We start from the raw sequence: 18,407 nt of genomic DNA, 5'->3' as shown, positions 1-18,407 counted from the left end.
TTATACCGCCTCTGTCACTTTTTCAGAAAGAGCACAGTCCATGATGAGCTCTTGAGTCAGGTTGTTATTAATTAGATCGCCCTTTATTTCACCCTCATGCATGACCAAAACCCGATCACTAATTCCCAGTACTTCTGGCAGCTCAGAAGAAACCATAATGACGCTGATACCCTGTTTAACGAGTGTAAAAATGAGTTTATAGATCTCGTACTTAGCACCGACATCGATGCCACGAGTCGGCTCATCAAGTATCAGAATCTTTGGGCTCACGAGGAGAAATCTTGCGAGGATGGCTTTTTGTTGGTTACCGCCTGACAAGCTCCGTATAGGCAGTTCAGAGTCGGAGGTTTTCACCGTAAGGGAACGAATGGAGTCTTCAATGGTAGATGCCTCCTTTATATCATCTAACACACCAGCGCGAGCGAACCCTTCGAGTCCAGCTAACGTAATGTTCTGCCCTACTCCCATAATTGGCACAATGCCGTGACGTTTACGGTCTTCTGGTACCATTGCGATTCCAGAATGCAATGCGTCTTGGCTACTGTTGATTGACAGCTTCTCGCCGTCTAGGTAGATATCGCCTTGGTGCTTGCCTTGATAGCAGCCGTAAATGCACTCCATTAGTTCAGTACGACCTGCTCCCACCAATCCTGATATACCAAGGATTTCGCCTTTGCGAAGAGCAAAGTTCGCGTTCTTCACTTTTGCGACAGAGCGGTTCGCTTTATCCCATGCGGACACGTTCTCAACCAGTAATACGACATCTCCAATCTCATGTTCCTCTCTAGGAAACAGTTGCTTCATCTCCCTACCCACCATCATGGTGATAATGTCATCGGTGGTCAGTGAAGAAGCGGTTCTGGTACCGATGTGGCAACCATCTCGTATCACACAAATATGGTCAGAGATCGCCTTCACTTCATTGAGCTTATGGGAGATATAGATACAGCTGACTCCCTCATTTTTTAAGCCTTGTACCAAGTCCAGTAGGATCTCAGTTTCCGACTCAGTAAGAGGCGCAGTTGGCTCATCTAATACTAAGAGTTTGGCTTCTTTCGATAGTGCCTTTGCGATTTCGATTAATTGCTGCTGACCCACTCCAAGATCCCCAACCTTCGTTTCTGGCGAGACATTCAGCTTGACCTTCTCAAGCAGTTTCTCTGACTCGGCATGCATTTTGTCGAAATCTAGAACACCAAATGTTTCGATCTCTTTTCCCAAAAATAAGTTTTCAAGAACAGATAACTCTTTCACTAGGGTCAACTCTTGGTGAATAATCGCAATCCCGAGTGTTTCTGAATCTGAGATACCCTTTGCAACTAGAGGTTTTCCTTGGAATAGAATTTCGCCTTCAAACTCGCCTGAGGGATAGATTCCGCACAACACTTTCATCAAGGTTGATTTGCCTGAGCCGTTCTCTCCACACAAAGAAAGTATTTCACCTTTTTCAAGAGATATACTCACTCCATCAAGCGCTTTTACTTTTCCAAAACGCTTCACAATACCTTTCATTTCCAATAGCGGAACCATACTTCACTCCCTTTAATCAAAGACTGATAACGTGAGCCCGAAGGGCTCACGCGAACGACTTAGAATCTATTGGTAGATGTCTTTTTCTGCGTGGAACTTGTCAGCAACAAGCGTTTGTTTGATATTGGATTTATTCACTGTGATAGGTTCTAGTAGCCAAGCAGGAACGTCCTTCGAACCGTTGTTAAGGGTAGCGTTTGATTCTGGTGTTTCGTTGCTACCGAGTTCTACCGCAATTTCCGCAGCACGAGCAGCAAGCGTACTGATAGGCTTGTACACTGTCATGGTTTGAGTTCCATCTACAATGCGACGGACTGCGGCTAAGTCAGCATCTTGTCCTGAAATCGCCACCTTACCCGCAAGCCCTTGCGCATCTAACGCTTGAATCGCGCCACCAGCCGTTGAGTCGTTTGAAGCAACAACGACATCAATATTGTTATTATTCGCTGTCAGAGCGTTTTCCATGATTTTAAGCGCATTCTCTGCTAACCATGAGTCCACCCATTGATCACCGACCACTTTGATATCGCCAGCATCAATCTTAGGCTGCAGTACATTCATTTGACCTTGGCGGAACAGTTTGGCGTTGTTGTCTGTCGGCGCACCGCCCATCAAAAAGTAGTTACCATTTGGTTTAGAGTCCAACATGGCTTGAGCCTGCATTTCCCCGACCTTCTCATTGTCAAAAGACAAGTAGAAATCAATGTCCGCATTATTAATCAAGCGATCGTAGGCAAGAACTTCAATCCCATCTCGTTTCGCCTCGGCGATAACGTTACTAAGAACCTCACCGTTATAAGGAATGATGACCAATACATCGACACCTCGCGATATCATATTTTCGATCTGAGAGATTTGAGTCTGCTCATTACCATTGGCAGACTGAACATAGACTTTCGCCCCTAGCTCCTCTGCTTTGTTGACAAAAATATCTCTGTCTTTCTGCCAGCGCTCTAACCTCAAGTCATCGATTGCCATACCAATTTTTACCGTATCTGCTAACGCTGACACCGATGAAAGAGCAAGAGCAATTGCGCAAAGACCCGTCATTATTTTTTTCATGTTATTTTCCTTTTCACGATTATTGGAAATCCAACTTAGCGTTGAATTAGTACTAACTTAGTCAGCAATCGCGAAGAGTTCTTTTGGCATTTTTGAGCAAGCTTTTACGTTTTTTAGTTTTCCGCAACCAATGTGACTTCGACTACATTTCAATCTATTATTTTTGTGACTTAGGCAGGAGATAGCATCTAGTGCTATAAATAAACGAACTTTTGAGCCAATTTCATAACAGTATTTAAAACTAAAGACTTAGCTCTACTGTTATTTTTGTTCGAATCAACGATCACGCTCACACAAACCTAATAACAACGATTTCACTCTGTTTAACTTGGCTTCTGTGCTTTACATTACAGACTAGACGGGCTGGACCAAACATCTAGGTTAATCAGAAAATGCAGGATAAATCTCTAATGATTACAATTTGTCCACTTAAAATTCATAAACCCCATGAGCGTAAACTATGCCGATAGAGATGCGAATTAGGACTAGTACTCTGCACAAGGTGACGGATATTTAAACCCAAATCATTTATCAAATTTCGCATTTCATCAAAATAGATAAGCTCTGAAGAATGACTTAAGAAGATCAACGTTCTTTCTCGGGTTAAACCTAAAAAAAAGCTTCTCATAAAGAGAAGCTTAGCTTTGATTCTTAATAGAGCGCTTCGACAATTATCGTCTGTCAAAAACCACGTAGTCCGTGTTTAGTGCCGTATCACCGGTTTCCCACTTGATGGCTACCTCAGCCCCTTCTGGAATATCAACTCGCATCTCTACTTTGTTGTACGTTCCAACCCAAGAACCTGTCGAATCGAACTCTATGTCATAAGATCGTTGACCGTTGACAAACAGGCCAATTTTGCCTGACCGTTCCGACGCATAGCGAATCACAAAATAGTTAGACTGAGGGACACCTTTAAAGGTCAAAGAGTCACCCTGCTGATACATATATGCCATCCCCTTGCCGCCTGCTGCAGCGCCATCTGGGTAGATACGTACATTGCCGGTTGGCGTCGCATCTTCAGCCTGCCACTGGTTTTCTTGTGGTACAGTGTCTTCAGCGGCTTTGTTTCGTGCTTGTTTCAACTCATCGTAGTCGTCTGGAAGCAAGAAAATTGGTGGAATGGCAACCGTTGACGTAACCAACCACTCTTCTCTCTTGATGGTTCTGCGCCATTTATTCGCGATGTATAAGTTCGATTGAAGGCGTGTGTCACCCCAACCTTGACCTTTCCACATCGGCTGTACATCCCAGTCGGCATTGATGTACGCGATGATTTTGATAACGTCTTGGTTTTCTTTTAGATGATTCAAAAAAGGCTTGAACCAGCTATCCCATGTTTTTTTACCATCATCCAGCATCAGGTTATAACCGCGCGGAGTAAGCTCTGCAATCATGACTGGTTTGCCACGTTCACGAGCAATGCGCAGCATTTCTTGTCCCGCCAGTTTTGGGTCGTGGTTGAAGTATGAATAGGCTACCCAGTCTACATAAGCATCGCCTGGATAGTAGCTCAATAGTTCCTCTCTATCCTCTTCATAGCCACTGGATTGCCACACGTATTCAACGTTATCAACATTAAGTTTGTTTAGACCATCAACAATACGTCGGTATGCCGCTTTATAATCATCAGAAGCGTAACCATTCCAACTACCCTCAAACTCATAACCGATTCGCAGGTAAACCGTTCTTTCTGATTGACTGATCCAGTTAGCCAATTTGGAAATGTTACTGTCTAACTTACCCGCGTTGATAGCATCAAGTTGGTCTACCAAGTAGAGCCCCATCGCGATATCAACGCCTTTAAACGCGTCACTTTCTAAGTAGAGATTTGCATGGTTATCACCCGCGCCGTAGTTCACCTTCTGCTCGAGACCTTCAAGATCTTTTAGACTGGTATAAACCGTTACACCGCTTGGGATGCCAAAATAGTCGACATAGCCTTGGTCGTAATCTTTTAACCCACCAACTGCACCAAGGTCTTGGCCTACAAATAGTTCAATGGGCTTTTTTGCAATGTCTGCAGGTAGTGCTTTCGGCGCCGTATCCACCGCCACCGTGTTTGGCTGACTGCTACACCCCGCAATGATGACAGCACTGGCCACAGAGGCAATAACAGGGATAATAAGTTTTCTCATATAAAATCCTTTCTTTGAGGTAAAAAAAAGGCCCCGGAGGGCCTTTGGTATCCGATGAGTGTTTGCTTATCGAGTCTTTAGATTTAATGTCTGCTTAATGGCAGTTAGTGTGCGACATACACAGATTTTTCTTTGCTTGTGTCAAACACATGCAGCTGTGAGCCATCTAGATATAAATCAATTTGATCACCCTCTTTCACCGCTTGTGTCGAAGGTGCTTCAACCACCAAACTATGGTCACCGAATCGGTTCATTATCTGAATGGTTGACCCCAGTAACTCGTAGCTTTCGACTGTTGCAGTCACTTTAACTGGGCGCTCTAGAAGCTCTGGTGTTAAATGAACATCGCTTGGGCGAATCCCCATAGTGACTTTTTCTCTATCCACTTGTGCATCAACATCGCCTGCTAGAGATAACTTCTGACCTGCTAGCTCTAGGTGCCAGCCACTATCGTCATTCGCAAGTTCAGCGGGCAATAGATTCATTGTTGGGCTGCCGATAAAACCAGCGACAAATTTATTCGCAGGGTTTTGGTAAATCTCTTTCGGTGTACCGACTTGCTCTATACGACCATCACGAAGAATGACAATGCGATCAGCTAAGGTCATCGCCTCTACTTGGTCGTGCGTCACATAGATGGTTGTCTTCTGAAGTTTCTTGTGAAGTGCTTTGATTTCGCTTCGCATTGCGTTACGCAGTTTTGCATCCAAGTTTGATAGTGGTTCATCAAACAAAAATACCTCTGGTGTACGAACCATTGCACGGCCCATTGCCACGCGTTGGCGTTGACCACCGGATAACGCCTTAGGTTTACGATCCAGTAGCGGCGTGAGCTGGAGCATGTCGGCTACAGGGCGAACCTTATTTGCGATTTCCTCTTTGCTAGCGCCTGCAAGTTTGAGCGCAAAGGCAATGTTCTCATACACTGTCATGTGCGGATAAAGCGCGTAGCTTTGGAATACCATTGCGATATTACGATCCTTTGGCTCTAGGTTGTTTACGACCTGACCACCAATCGAAATCTCCCCACCGGTGATGTCCTCGAGTCCTGCAAGCATTCTCAATGTTGTGGACTTACCACAGCCTGATGGACCAAGAAATACGATGAATTCACCATCTTTAATGTCTAGGTTGAAGTCCTTTACTATACGAACGTCGCCAGAATACACTTTCTCTAAGTTCTTAAATGAAACTGAAGCCATTTTTGATAATTCCTTTCCTAATTAACCTTTCACCGCGCCGCCGGTCAAACCCGCAACTATGTATTTTTGAGCCAGCAAGAAGAATACGATCGCTGGGGTAATCGTTACCGATACATACGCAAGGATCTTGTTCCATGCGATACCGTACTCTCCGCGATACTTCATGATACCGAGGGTCCATGGATACATATCTTCAGTATTCAAAACGAGCAGTGGAAGTAGATAGTTGTTCCAACTGCCCACCAAGACAAACACACCAACGGTTGCAAGTATTGGCGTAGATAGCGGAAGAATAATGTGTAGATAGAACTTGGCATAACTACAACCATCAACACGTGCCGCGTCAAATAACTCAGCTGGTAGCTGTTCAAAGAAGGTTCTAAATAAAAGGATGCTAAACCCAAGCCCAAACGCGACTTGCGGAATGACGATACCTGGTAAAGTATCAAGCAGCGCTAGGTCTCGTATACGCAGGAACAGAGGTAATATTGCCGCCGCCGCTGGGAACATCATCCCCATTAGAAAATAGCTATAGACGTACTTGTAACCAGCAAATTTTATATGCGAGAACGTAAACGCCGTCATTGTTCCAACGAGTAGCGTGAGAATGACCGATAATGCAGCGATGATGAGAGAGTTCTTCATCAAAATCCAAATGCTACCATCAGCAAATACTGTCGCGTAGTGTTCGAGTTCCCACACTTCAGGGATACCAAATGGGTTAGTACGAAGCTCCCCGAGGCTTTTAAAACCACCGAATAACGTTGCCACCATCGGCAAAAGTACAAACCCGGCTACCAGCATCAAGAAGGACATCCTGACCCACTGAATATTCTTAATCTTTTCCATGATGAGCCCCTACTTCTTGTCTTCTTTCATGATTGTGTTCTGATAAGTGAATGCGAACACGACACAGGCTATGAACAACACGACACCAACCGCACTACCAAAACCAACATTCATTCGTGTAATACCGAAGGTATATAGATAACTCACCAATGAATGACTGCTATGCGATGGGCCACCACCTGTTAATGGCATTATGAGATCGAAGGTTTGCAAAGCACCCAAGATACTGAAGAATATGGAAACTTTTATCCCCGACATAATAAGTGGGATTTTTACATGCCAGATTGCTTGCAGTTTTGACGCTCCATCGAGCTTGGAGGCTTCGATCAAATCTTTAGGCACACCTTGAAGTGCGGCGATATAAATCATCATGTGGAAACCAAAATACTTCCAAACAATGACCACCAAAATAGCGGTAAATGCCCAATCTCTGTCAGCGAGAATGTACCAAGGGTCTGTGCCCAATGATTCGGCAATACCTGCCATCATTCCGTAGTCACCGTCGAAAACGAAACGCCAGATCAGACCCGCGACAACTTCTGCAAGAATGTAAGGCAAAAAGAAGATCAAGCGAAAGACGCTGTTTGACCAGCTTTGTTTGTAAATACTCAAGGCGACAATCAATGCCAAAGGCAACTGGATGACCAATGAAACTAAAATGATTTTTACTGTGTTCCACGCAGCGGTTTCAAACGCACTGTGCTTAAGAATTCGTGCATAGTTTTTAAACTCGACGAACTGTGTTGGTTCACCATAACCGTTCCACTTGAAAAAACTGTAATAGGCAGCTTCTCCGAGCGGTAACATGACAAAAACAGTAAACAGCAATAGTGCGGGCGGCAGGAAAAACACTAGGGTTAACAATCGATTCCCGTGGTTCCTTTCTTTTAGCCAGTGGCCAAAACCAGCGGATTTGGTTTCTTGAGGATCGTCAACCATGGCTGCTAACTTCTCACTCATACATACTCCTTAAATTGTGAGGTAAAGCTGGCTAATAGGTGAACGAAGTCCGACAAGGTCGGTATAGCCAGCTTTTACGAACGCTAAATAACGTTAAACGTCATCCATTACGTTGAATTAACGCATCTCCCACGCTTCTTGCACTTGCTCAGCAGCCTCTCTCGGGGTTACGTCGCCGTTAACGATGCCAACAGAGATGTCATTAACAACACCGCCAACATCTGCACCTAGAGCTTGGTCAAAGAACACTTGGTGCCATTGCGCGCTTGAAATTGTTTGGGAAATTTTTTGCTTAAATGGGTTTTGCAGCCCTTTGTCTGCACCTTTTGCAACTGGAATGATTTGGTCAATCTCCGCAAGCTTGGTCTGGCTGTTTTCGTTAAGGAAGAATTCCAACCATCTCGCAGCTTCTGGTTTAGCGCCCTTAGCAAAAGCGAAACCATTGATGCCGCCTAGCGTATCGCTACCCGCACCGGCACCACCTTTAAGTACAGGGAAGTTCATAAAGCCAAGGTCTGAGTCAACCACACCTTTCTTATCAACCGCTTGTTGTGCTTGGAAGTTATAATCCCAGTCACCCATTAGATGGATAGCGGCTTTGTAGTCACCAAATAGACCTGCAGACTCACCATAACCCGCTGCCATAAAGCCAGGCTGGAAAGGTTCTAGCGCAGCAAGGCGTTTAAGTTCTTCACCTGCACGAACAAAGGCTTCACCAGCAAATCCGTCGCCTTGGTCTTGCATTGCTGCGGCAAACGCTTCTTGACCACCCGCTCGCATTACTAGGTAGCTCCAGTAAAAGTGCATTGGCCACTTATCTGCGCCACCGACTGCGATAGGAGTAATACCTGCGGCTTTTAGTTTCTCAATAGCGGTTAGGAACTCATCCCATGTTTGGATGCTTTCGCCATCAATTCCTGCTTGCTTGAACAATTTCTTGTTGTACCAAAAACCTACTTGGCTAACCATGTATGGCGCGCCGTATTGCTTGCCGTCAATTTTGAAGGCATTCATTCCCGCAGCAGAGAGTTCTTGATTAAGAGTTGCTGAGTAGCCTTCCATGTCTTCCAACAAACCAGACTCAGCGCGAACTTGGAAGTTACCACCGCCCCAGCTATAGAAAAGGTCAGGTTTTTGTTGTGACTGAAGTAGCGTTGGCAGTTTTGCTTTGAACGCTTCGTTCTCTAGAAACTCCAGATTAACCTTGATGTCAGGGTTCTTTGCTTCAAAGTCTTTGGCAATCTCTTCCCATACACCAAGCACGTTCGGGTCCGTTTCGATGTGCATCATTCGAACCGTGGTGTCAGCGAATGCTGTAGAAGAAAGAAATAGGGAAATCGCTGTAGCACTAAACACTTTACTAAGTTTGTGGTTTCTTAGCATGGTATTACTCCATTTTTTAATTTTTATCCAATATGACTCTCGAACTGGGTAAGCTTCACGTGAGAGTTACATATTATTTTTGTTGTTATGGAAACTTTGGCAAGCTTTGAAATGTGACCAGCGTAACACCAGATAATAAATATCACTTTTCATAATGACATTACTAAATATCGTTATTCGCAGGAAATAAATAGAATAAATGTGGTGAGAGATATAATAATACTTGCCATAGTTTTCATTTCAATCCTTGAAAATATATTCGAATTTTAGACTAATCGAATATGAGACATCCATCAATATTATTATCAACTAATCATGCTTTACATCACACTTGGTATTATCGAACCAAAACTACAATTAAAGGACAATAATAGGAAGGAATCAGATGCTAAATTCTATAATAAAACAAATTATATTTGTCTTCGCGCTTATCTCTCTCAGTGTATTCTTATTGTCTGCCAGCGCATACCGAAATGCACAACACATGACCGAGCAAATCGACAGTGTTGAATCTCAAGTTATCGACCCTCTCAATCAGTTTAACCAATTAAGGAATCGTCTTTTAGAAGCATCTAACTTAGTCGCACTATACAACCCAGACACCTCGCGCCGAGATGAAAGCGTACGACAAAATGAAACCACGGCAGTAGACAGCAGTGAACTCATTAATGAACTGGAGGCACTTGCTATTTGGCTATCAGCGCTCGATATAGCAAGTTGGTTGCCAACTCTCGAGCAAGTTAAACTCGACACGCTATCGACCACCCTAGCCGACTTCGTACCTCTGATGGAGGCACAGCTCGCAAGTAAGGATATCTCGGCGCAGGCCTCTATCGGTGCTCAGCTTAGTGCGGTTTTATACAGTCAATCGGCAGACACCATAGGGAATAACCTTAATAAACTGCAAGTAACAGAAGGGGTAAGAGAACGAGACATACAATTTTTGCAGTTTCATTTTAATTCCGCCGATAAACTGATCCGTCAGATACTATTACTTACTACATCAGATGAAGTCTGGGTGGTTAAATCCGGGCTAGACCGACACAACCGTATGCTTGAAAAGAAAATCGATTTCATCGCCAAGAAAAACCCGGCATTTTCTCTAGAAGCAGCATCCATACTCGAACCGCTTTTTACAGCCATAAATTCCTCTGATGGTGTGCTGACACTGCACCTAAATAACTTAGAACAGCAAAACGTGACTGTGGAGCAGCAGGCACTATTAATGCAAGCCAACAGCTCCCTTAAGAGCCAGCTTAATGAAGTGGAAGCTCTGCTCGTTTTAATGACGCAGAACAAGATAAATAGCTCGCGCCAATCTGCCATGACAGCGACACAGATGACATTAGGTCTTCTAGCGATGGCTTTGGTCATTGCCATAGGCGCGAGCTCACTGCTGACGCTTCGTATTCGCTCTGCTATGTCCAAACTCATCACCTCTTTAACTCGTATCGCTAATGGGCGTTTAACTAACGAAGATATTCCCGTCAGTAAAGATGAGTTTGGGAAACTTAGTTCGGCAACGAACCAAGTGCAGAGCCACTTACTTGATATCGTGTCTCAGCTCCAATCTGGTTCTGAATCTCTATTGTCAGCGAGTCATACTATTGCGACTCGCACAGAACACACTGCGCAAGTCACTAACAAGCAGAGTCTAAACATCGAAGCTATGTCTGTTTCTCTAGAGCAAATGAATCTCGCCATTCAAGAAGTCGCTTCGGCCGCAACCTCTACTCAAGATGCCATTGGTCGAGCGAAACTTAACGGTGATGAGTGCGCGGGAGTCACTAACAACAGCATCAACTCCATATTGTCGCTTGCCGAACAGCTTGGCCAATGTGATAAGAAAATGGACAGCTTGCTGGAGCGCAGTCAATCGGTTGAGTCCGTCTTACAAGTTATTCAAAACATTGCTGAGCAAACTAACCTGCTTGCACTGAACGCGGCAATCGAATCAGCACGCGCTGGTGAACACGGCAGAGGGTTCTCTGTAGTCGCGAATGAAATTCGACAATTGGCAGAGAAGACTCAAAACTCAACCTTGACGATTCAATCTATTTTGGGTGACTTAAACGCTGAGATTGCTGATATCGCTACAGAAGTGCGTGAATGTGTGAGTCATTCACAACAAAACGCTGACGATGCTACCTTAGTTGGAAACAGTTATTCCAAGGTACTTGAAGACATTAATATTGTTAACGGCATGAGCATTCAAGTCAGCGCATCCGCCGAAGAACAAAGCATAGTGGCACGACAACTCGTTGAAAGCATGAATGAACTTAAAGACGAATCTGTGCAAATCAGCGACATGTGCCAGAAGACAGAGGCGCAGTGCCAAGAGTTAGAGAACGTGGTACAGATTAATACTCACATTATTCAAAGGTTCGATATTAGCGCGGGAACTGACATCAAACCCATCTAATTAGAACATTTATCATTGACCACAAAAAAGGACAGTTTATTGACTGTCCTTTTTATTTATTGCTTTAAAACAGAATGTTACGCGTGACCCTCCACGCTCGCTTTAAACACCGTCGTAGAGTTAAAAGGACGATTAGGTGTTACTAATACTTGATCAGCGATATCTGGCATATTGACTTGATTTGGGTAACTTTGGGTCTCGAAACAAAATCCCATATGTGTACCAAACGGTTTGCCGAATGAATCTTTATGGTCACCTAAGTGATTTCCAGTGTAGAACTGCATTGCGGGTCTATCTGACATCACTTCGAGGACAATCCCACCTGATTGCTCAAATGCCCACCCTACGGGTCTCAACCCCTCACCATTCAGAATAAAACAATGATCGTAGCCACCAGCGGAGACAAGCGCCGCTTCTTCTGTGGCAAAGCCCAAAGCAATTCGTTTCGGTTGAAGGAAGTCCATCGCAGTGCCCATCACTGAACGTGATTGCGTAGGGATTTGCTCAGCATTAGTATCCCAGTACTCGTCAGCATCAATCGCCACTATATGCCCCTGAACATCATGCTTGCCTCCACTTAGATTGAAGTAAGCGTGATGCGTCAGATTAACGGGACAATCATCGTCCGATTCAACCCAATAGTGAACCGTCAGTTCATTAGCGTCACTTAAACGATAGGTGACGCAAATCCTCAAATTTGCAGGATAACCACCCTCTCCTTTGTTTACCTGCGTTTCAAGCGTAATCCCCTGAGCGGCCAAGATAGTAACGTCCCAGCGACGTTTGTGAAGTTCACAGTCACCACCATGTAAATGGTTACTCCCTTCGTTCTGGCACAACTGAATAGGATTTCCAGCGTGATCATAGCGACCATTTTCAATACGATTACCCCAAGGTCCAACAACACCGCCCACGTACGCTTGTCCCGCTAGGTAATGCTCTGGACGGTTGTAACCAAGAACTATGTTTCTTTCTCTATGGTATCTATCTTTGAGTTTGAAGCTCACTATGGATGCGCCTAAGTCACTAATTTCGACGCGGACACCGTTACTGTTTTCTAAACAATACAGTGAGTAGTCGCCCCAGGCAGAAGGCTCGACTAATGTTGTTTTATGGTCCATATCCACTCCTTTTTTATTACGATTTTAGAAAGCGGATAGCATTGCGCTATTATGATATTTAGCTCTAGGTTGATGTAAAATGATAACGATGTGCGAGATCACATCGTGAATGAAGAGTATGAAATGTTGTAAGGTAGAATTAAGAACTGACAACAAAAAGTAGTAGTACAAATAAACTGGGCCTCCTACTTTACCATATGAAACCATAACAGTAAGATATATTGTCTTATTTAAATAAAAATAGAGAGGCTATTAACCCCTCTATTTTTAGTGGTTATTTATTGAGCGCAACTTGTATTCCCGAACGTGATGTTTTTCTCGATAATAAACTGAGAGGCGCTGTCTTCTACTTTAAATGTAATTTTATAGTCACTACCTAAAGTTGCATTAAAACTACGACTATAGCTATCTCCAGAATTATCACCTGGTACACAATAGTCATCTAAGCAGATGTAGTTCCAACTTGCAGACCAACCAAGATCTTTATGAAATACCTCAATCTCTGTGTCCGAGCGATAATTGTAACCAAAATCAGCGCTACATTGACTGGGATCGGTGCCGCCACCTGAACCATTGTCGCCACCACTTCCGTTGTCACCTCCATTGTCAACGCCAGAGCCGTTATCGCCACCACCTGGTGTGCCAGTAGAGCCACATTGTTTATTTTCAAAAGTGACAGACTTGTCGGTTATGAACTGCGATCCTCCATCTGCCACTTTAAACTCGATACCGTATGTCGATCCTAGCTGCGCATCAAACTGTTTGACGTACTCGCCATTCTTGAGTTCTCCTTGCAAGCAGAGTCCATTCAAACAGACGTAGTTCCATTCCGCTGACCAGCCATTATTTTTGTGGAAAACTTCTATGGTTGAATCACTCACGTATCGGTACCCGAACTCTTCATTGCACGGCTCTGTTGGATTCGTTCCTCCATTATCGCCACCACCGTTATCTCCACCGCCATTATCACCACCACCGCCAGTTGAGCCATAGCCTAATGTCTCGAACAGTGTCTCAGAGTGGTTGATGTATTGTCCTTTCGCAATCTCCTGCTGCCAGTTCGATTTAATCAATGCATTAGCTTGAACTCGGCTGTCACCCCAATATCCTTCATTATAAGGAGCGGCCCAACGCCACTGGCTATCCCAGTCAGCATTGATGTAGGTGAAACCTCTTACAATGTCTGAGTTATCACTCATAAACTGAAAGTAAGGTGCAAACCACTCATCCCACAGCTGCTGAGAGGTTTTACTTTGTCGATTAGTGCCCTTAGCTGGATCTGCTGAATAGGTAAGATCGGCAACTTGGTAGCGTTGAGGCGTCGATTCATTTAAGAAAAGTGGTTTGCCTTTGCTTCGCGCAAACTGAGCGGCTTCATTAACACGATCCCAGTTACAATCTTGAGGAGCAAAATAAGATAGACCTACCCAGTCTACGTATTCAGAGCCCGGCCACCATTGATCAAGTTGACCACCTGGAGTCGGACAGTACGAAGCCACTTGCCACACTAAGGATATTTTCGCCTGATGCCCCAAGGCAATGATGCGATCATGGACATATTGGAAGCTAGTCACAATACCACTCGGTGAATGGCCATTCCATGGTCCATCAACCTCATATGCCCAGCGAAGATAAACAGGCCTATCGTAACCAGCAAGGGTATTTAATAACGTATCGATATTAGCGTTATATTGCCCGCTAGCAACCGCATCAACTTCACCATTCATCGACACGCCAACCACTAGCGCACTTGTTGGGTAAGCGTTAGCAAGTTCAGCAATATTGTTGCGACCAGCACCAGCATCCGCATCGGAATTCAGACCATCCAAATTGACGATTCCGACGTAGTTTGTCACACCCGCCGGTATTGCTCCCAAAGCACTTGCATAATCGTTTACGCTGTCCACGTCTTGACCGACAGAGACTAAAATACCACTCTCGGGCACTAACACTCCGTCCAAACTCCATGCTGACGCAGATAGTGACATTACTCCTGCAGCGATTAATGACAAATAGGTTCGTTTCATTACTTTTCTCCATGTATGACGAATCGAGAAAGAGCATAGATTAAAAATGTCGATATATTATTTGAGCAAAATCACACAAGAAAAATATGAAAATATAATCAGAAAAAATCATAATTGATATTGATTATTAAGATAATAATAAAGTTGATCCAACCAACGAAAAATACCTAGCAGCAATGACTCACATCACAAAAATACGTTAGTTATGAAAAGATCAAAAATAACTTACTAACAAAGCAAAATGTGACAACTGTCATCTACGTAACAAGAAAAACAAATTCATCTCAAGTTAATTAAATTCGGTAAACAACAAGTGAGTTTTCGCAATACCCTTCATCTCATCAGCTGCTAGAGATAATAGGGAAACCAAACCAATAACATCAATTAATATGGAAGTTAATGTTATGCATAAAAGCGAATACTCTCCTCCTAACCACAAATACCTAAAGGCATTAGGGTTAAGCTCTATAATCGTCGCCATATACAGTCCACTCTCTTACGCAGAAATCAATACCCGCATCGAGCCAGGCAACCCTGCGGTTGCGTATGCTGAAGATGGTGGTTGGACAGGCCAGTGGGCCTATTTGTGTGTCGATGATTACTGCGGTAGTGCACAGCTCGTCGATGGATTTTGGCAAAGGACGGTGACAGAGCAAGCCATTGTTACAGGCGAATCCTATCGATTGCAGCTAAAAGTCCAAGACAACGTGCTCTCACAGTACATTTCACCTGAATACACCATTACCGCAGACGCCGGTGGCGATGGAGGAGGTACAACACCGCCCCCGATTGAACCCGACGCTCCTACAATCAGCGCAAGCGCTTCACCGAGCAATGCAACCGTCGGCGAGGTCGTTTCTATTTCTGCAACTGCTAGTAGTGAACAGGCTTCAATCACAACACTTTCAGTTCGCGTAACCGCGCCAGATAATCAAATTGTATTAAACGAAACTATTTCACAAGCACAAGGTGCTTGGCAGTTCACACCTTCATTACAAGGGACTTATCAGGTTACCTACCAAGCTATTGATAACCAAGGTGAAACGGGTCAGTTCACGGACTCTGTATTCGCTCGGAATCCCGTTTCGGGCGGTGATGGTGTCGTAGTTAATGAAATCGCGGAACGTTATCGTGTTCGACATGAACTTTCGGGTAATGACTTCAATAACTTTAATGTGGAGTATTGGGAAGGTCGCTTCGGCTCCTTTATTTTAGAGGACTACACTCTTCCAAGCGCGAGTGACTCAAGACAATCAGCCTGTGGCACAACTGAACCTTGTGTCGTTGTGACATTAAACAGCGCAATACCACTCGCAATGACCGATGTGTTTGGCAATGAAAAGTCTTGCAACCAACAAACCCCTAACTGGCGTTACCACAAGATTTATGGTGATGAGACGAACTTCTCCTACGGCTATGTTATGGATGTGGTATTAAACGATGGATCAGTTGTCCCTGCTTGCCAAGCAACTCGTGACCAACGAGCGACAGCAACGACATGGCGCGCCGTTATGCAACGTTGGCCTCATATCAATCGACCATTTGAAGCTGGCGAGCAGATTGAGTTTGAGACCACTATCAGCTTCGACCGAGCTCAAACAACAGGCGATAACGTCAATTACTACGGACAAACTTTTAGATACGTCTTGGGGCAAGGGTTGACCGTAAACAATCGCGATAGTGCAGTAGGACCACTCAACATTAATGACGGCTTCGCTCAACTCGGTGGTAATACGACTGTACCGCAACTCTCTGCAAGCGGTGGTGCTCAGCAACGCTTAAGTTTTATGCAACATGTATACAATCTTGATAGAGGCAATGTTCAGTCGTGGCTAGACGGACGTCGCCTGATCCACACTAACTTTACATCAGGTGATCACGTCGAGGAGTTCCTACCGGGTCCACAAGCCATCAACGGGAACCTACCTTTCCCTGAAATGGCTGGATTAACCACTGACCCTATTCAACCAAGCTGTACCCAATGTCACACGCTCAATGGTGTGGGAGATATGCAAGCGAGACAGGATGTTGTCCCTCCTAAAATGTTTGGTTTAGGTTTGCTCGAGAACATCCCTCAAGAAACTATTGAACAATGGGCTGAGGAAAATGGAGGAACGATTAACTACGTGACGGTAGAAGGACAACAGTACGTTGGCCGGTTTGGATGGCGAGCAGAAACTATGAGTGTTGAGCATCAAATCGCTAAGGCGCTGCATGACGATATGGGTATTGGCACCAGTTTCGAGGGCTTTGGCCCCATGGAGCTCGCAGATAATCATGTTCAAGATATGGTAGTGTATACGAAGCTTGTGGCCGTACCCACGCCTCGTCAAAACCTAACGACCATGCCTGGACATAACCGTTTCCAAGAATTTGGGTGTAACTCTTGCCATAAAATGACGGTACAAACTGGTACTGACAGTGAATTTCCAGAGCTATCGAATCAGACGATTCATCCGTATACCGATCTACTCCTTCACGACCTTGGCGAAGGCGCATTCCGTACTGCCCCACTCTGGGGAATCGGTTTGAGCGGCTATGTCAAAAGTGGCGATGCCAATATGCTGACGCTGATGCATGATGGACAAGCAACCAGCGTTGATGCCGTATTGCAAAGACACGGCGGTGATGCCCAAACTCAATCAGATAACTACTTCAATGCGAGTCAACAAGCTCGAAACGAACTGGTTGAATATCTGATGGCGCTTTAGGGTTTTCGTTAGTATTGATAATTAACCAAGAAGAAAGCCCGCAGTTGATATTGCGGGCTTTTAGTTTTAAAAAAAGAGTGGAGTCAGAAGCACTAAGACAATATGCCTAGCCTTCAAAATTCTTCATCGCTTCGACAAACGTCTCTCTTGCCGTGGGCGATCCTTGCTTTTCGGCTTGCTTCATTATATCCAAAGCACGATCAAACTCACCGGCTCGAACGGCTGCGCGAATTCTGTCATCGAACAACTCAACGAACTCTGTATCCATCACTGATTGCTGATCTGTAACCACCACGGCAGCGAGTGCCGCTTCTCGGTCTTGCTGTTGTTGTTTTGACTCTTGTCTTACTGCGGGACCAGAATAGTCGAGCTCAAGCTCCACAGTTCCAACGGCTGCATGTGGGATATTCCACTCTGTGTTAGCCGCGAGATTTGCCTCTACACTCCCAGATCGAATCGCAGAGTCACTTGAAGGTTTAATTAGTGTAGAGTTCTTAAGGTCTTTATCCGTCGTGAAAATGACCAAGTAACGGGGTGACTTCCCATTCGGGTATTTTTGGGAAATCGTTTTTTCCATCGCGTAGTGTGTGGAGTACATAATTCCACTATTGCGATAGCTCAAATCCGAACTAGAGAGTACATCCAGTGCTTTGTATTCATTGTCTAAAATAAGGATCGATGGGACAAAGACTTGATTACCAACTAGAGAGATAACCTCTAAGTTCGCCTCTCCATCAAAAACTGGGAGTTCATAGCCTTTCACGTAACTGACTCCACTTACTAAACCTACTTTCTGTGAGTTAGTATCAATAACCGCAGTGAGATCACCCGATTTGGTGATCGGTTCATAACTCACTTTACTCAGCGTGGTACAACAATCCTTTTGACTACTTAGCTCGGTAATGCCTAAAGGGCTAGATTCACTAGTTTGAACTTGTGAAGACGTACATCCTATCAAAGACGCGACGACGGCAGCTAAAAACACACGTTTCATTGAACTCC

The 18,407-nt window shown here is 44.5% G+C and carries 12 protein-coding genes; 2 read left to right on the top strand and 10 right to left on the bottom strand.

All coding sequences use genetic code 11. The features are described from left to right. From J4N45_RS14315 to J4N45_RS14285, 7 genes are all read right to left on the bottom strand, one after another. The gene (locus tag J4N45_RS14315; protein ID WP_252012109.1) at positions 1-1,530 is read right to left on the bottom strand and encodes a xylose ABC transporter ATP-binding protein; all 1,530 of its coding nucleotides are present in this window, start codon (positions 1,528-1,530) and stop codon (positions 1-3) included. Positions 1,531-1,596: 66 nt separating this feature from the next. Continuing rightward, positions 1,597-2,592 carry a D-xylose ABC transporter substrate-binding protein gene (xylF, locus tag J4N45_RS14310; RefSeq protein WP_252012107.1) on the bottom strand — a complete coding sequence of 332 codons (996 nt, stop codon included), beginning with the start codon at positions 2,590-2,592 and terminating at the stop codon, positions 1,597-1,599. Positions 2,593-3,263: 671 nt separating this feature from the next. Further along, positions 3,264-4,730 carry a glycosyl hydrolase gene (locus J4N45_RS14305; protein WP_252012105.1) on the bottom strand — a complete coding sequence of 489 codons (1,467 nt, stop codon included), beginning with the start codon at positions 4,728-4,730 and terminating at the stop codon, positions 3,264-3,266. Positions 4,731-4,834: 104 nt separating this feature from the next. Next, positions 4,835-5,932, bottom strand: coding sequence for an ABC transporter ATP-binding protein (locus J4N45_RS14300; protein WP_252012103.1), 1,098 nt, complete (start codon positions 5,930-5,932; stop codon positions 4,835-4,837). Between the two features lie 21 nt (positions 5,933-5,953). Beyond that, a complete protein-coding gene (locus J4N45_RS14295) occupies positions 5,954-6,781 on the bottom strand; it encodes a carbohydrate ABC transporter permease (RefSeq protein ID WP_128649500.1) in 828 nt (275 codons plus the stop codon). A 9-nt stretch (positions 6,782-6,790) separates the two neighbouring features. Continuing rightward, positions 6,791-7,741 (bottom strand): carbohydrate ABC transporter permease, encoded by a 951-nt coding sequence (locus J4N45_RS14290; protein ID WP_252012100.1) that lies wholly within the window; start codon positions 7,739-7,741, stop codon positions 6,791-6,793. Between the two features lie 117 nt (positions 7,742-7,858). Further along, entirely contained in the window at positions 7,859-9,124 is a 1,266-nt protein-coding gene (locus J4N45_RS14285; protein ID WP_252012098.1) for an ABC transporter substrate-binding protein, read from the bottom strand. Positions 9,125-9,509: 385 nt separating this feature from the next. Between J4N45_RS14285 and J4N45_RS14280 the strand changes: the two genes are divergently transcribed. Further along, positions 9,510-11,546: a HAMP domain-containing methyl-accepting chemotaxis protein gene (locus J4N45_RS14280; protein WP_252012096.1), complete on the top strand. Its 2,037-nt coding sequence runs from the start codon at positions 9,510-9,512 to the stop codon at positions 11,544-11,546. Between the two features lie 77 nt (positions 11,547-11,623). Here the strand turns inward: J4N45_RS14280 and J4N45_RS14275 are convergent, their stop codons facing one another. Beyond that, positions 11,624-12,667, bottom strand: a complete 1,044-nt coding sequence (locus J4N45_RS14275) for an aldose epimerase family protein (RefSeq protein ID WP_252012094.1) — start codon at positions 12,665-12,667, stop codon at positions 11,624-11,626. A gap of 278 nt (positions 12,668-12,945) precedes the next feature. After that, complete coding sequence (locus tag J4N45_RS14270; RefSeq protein ID WP_252012092.1) at positions 12,946-14,694, bottom strand: family 31 carbohydrate-binding protein; 1,749 nt, start codon at positions 14,692-14,694, stop codon at positions 12,946-12,948. A gap of 404 nt (positions 14,695-15,098) precedes the next feature. On the opposite strand from J4N45_RS14270, the gene J4N45_RS14265 reads away from it, so the two are divergent. Beyond that, positions 15,099-17,405 carry a family 31 carbohydrate-binding protein gene (locus tag J4N45_RS14265; RefSeq protein ID WP_252012090.1) on the top strand — a complete coding sequence of 769 codons (2,307 nt, stop codon included), beginning with the start codon at positions 15,099-15,101 and terminating at the stop codon, positions 17,403-17,405. 106 nt (positions 17,406-17,511) lie between these two features. Here the strand turns inward: J4N45_RS14265 and J4N45_RS14260 are convergent, their stop codons facing one another. After that, positions 17,512-18,399, bottom strand: a complete 888-nt coding sequence (locus tag J4N45_RS14260) for a MalM family protein (protein ID WP_252012079.1) — start codon at positions 18,397-18,399, stop codon at positions 17,512-17,514. Between the last annotated feature and the right edge of the window lie 8 nt (positions 18,400-18,407).

Source organism: Vibrio sp. SCSIO 43140, from assembly GCF_023716585.1.
GTDB classification, from domain to species: domain Bacteria; phylum Pseudomonadota; class Gammaproteobacteria; order Enterobacterales; family Vibrionaceae; genus Vibrio; species Vibrio maritimus_B.
Note: the sequence above shows the minus strand (reverse complement) of the source record. Positions and strands in the feature narration are given on the sequence as shown.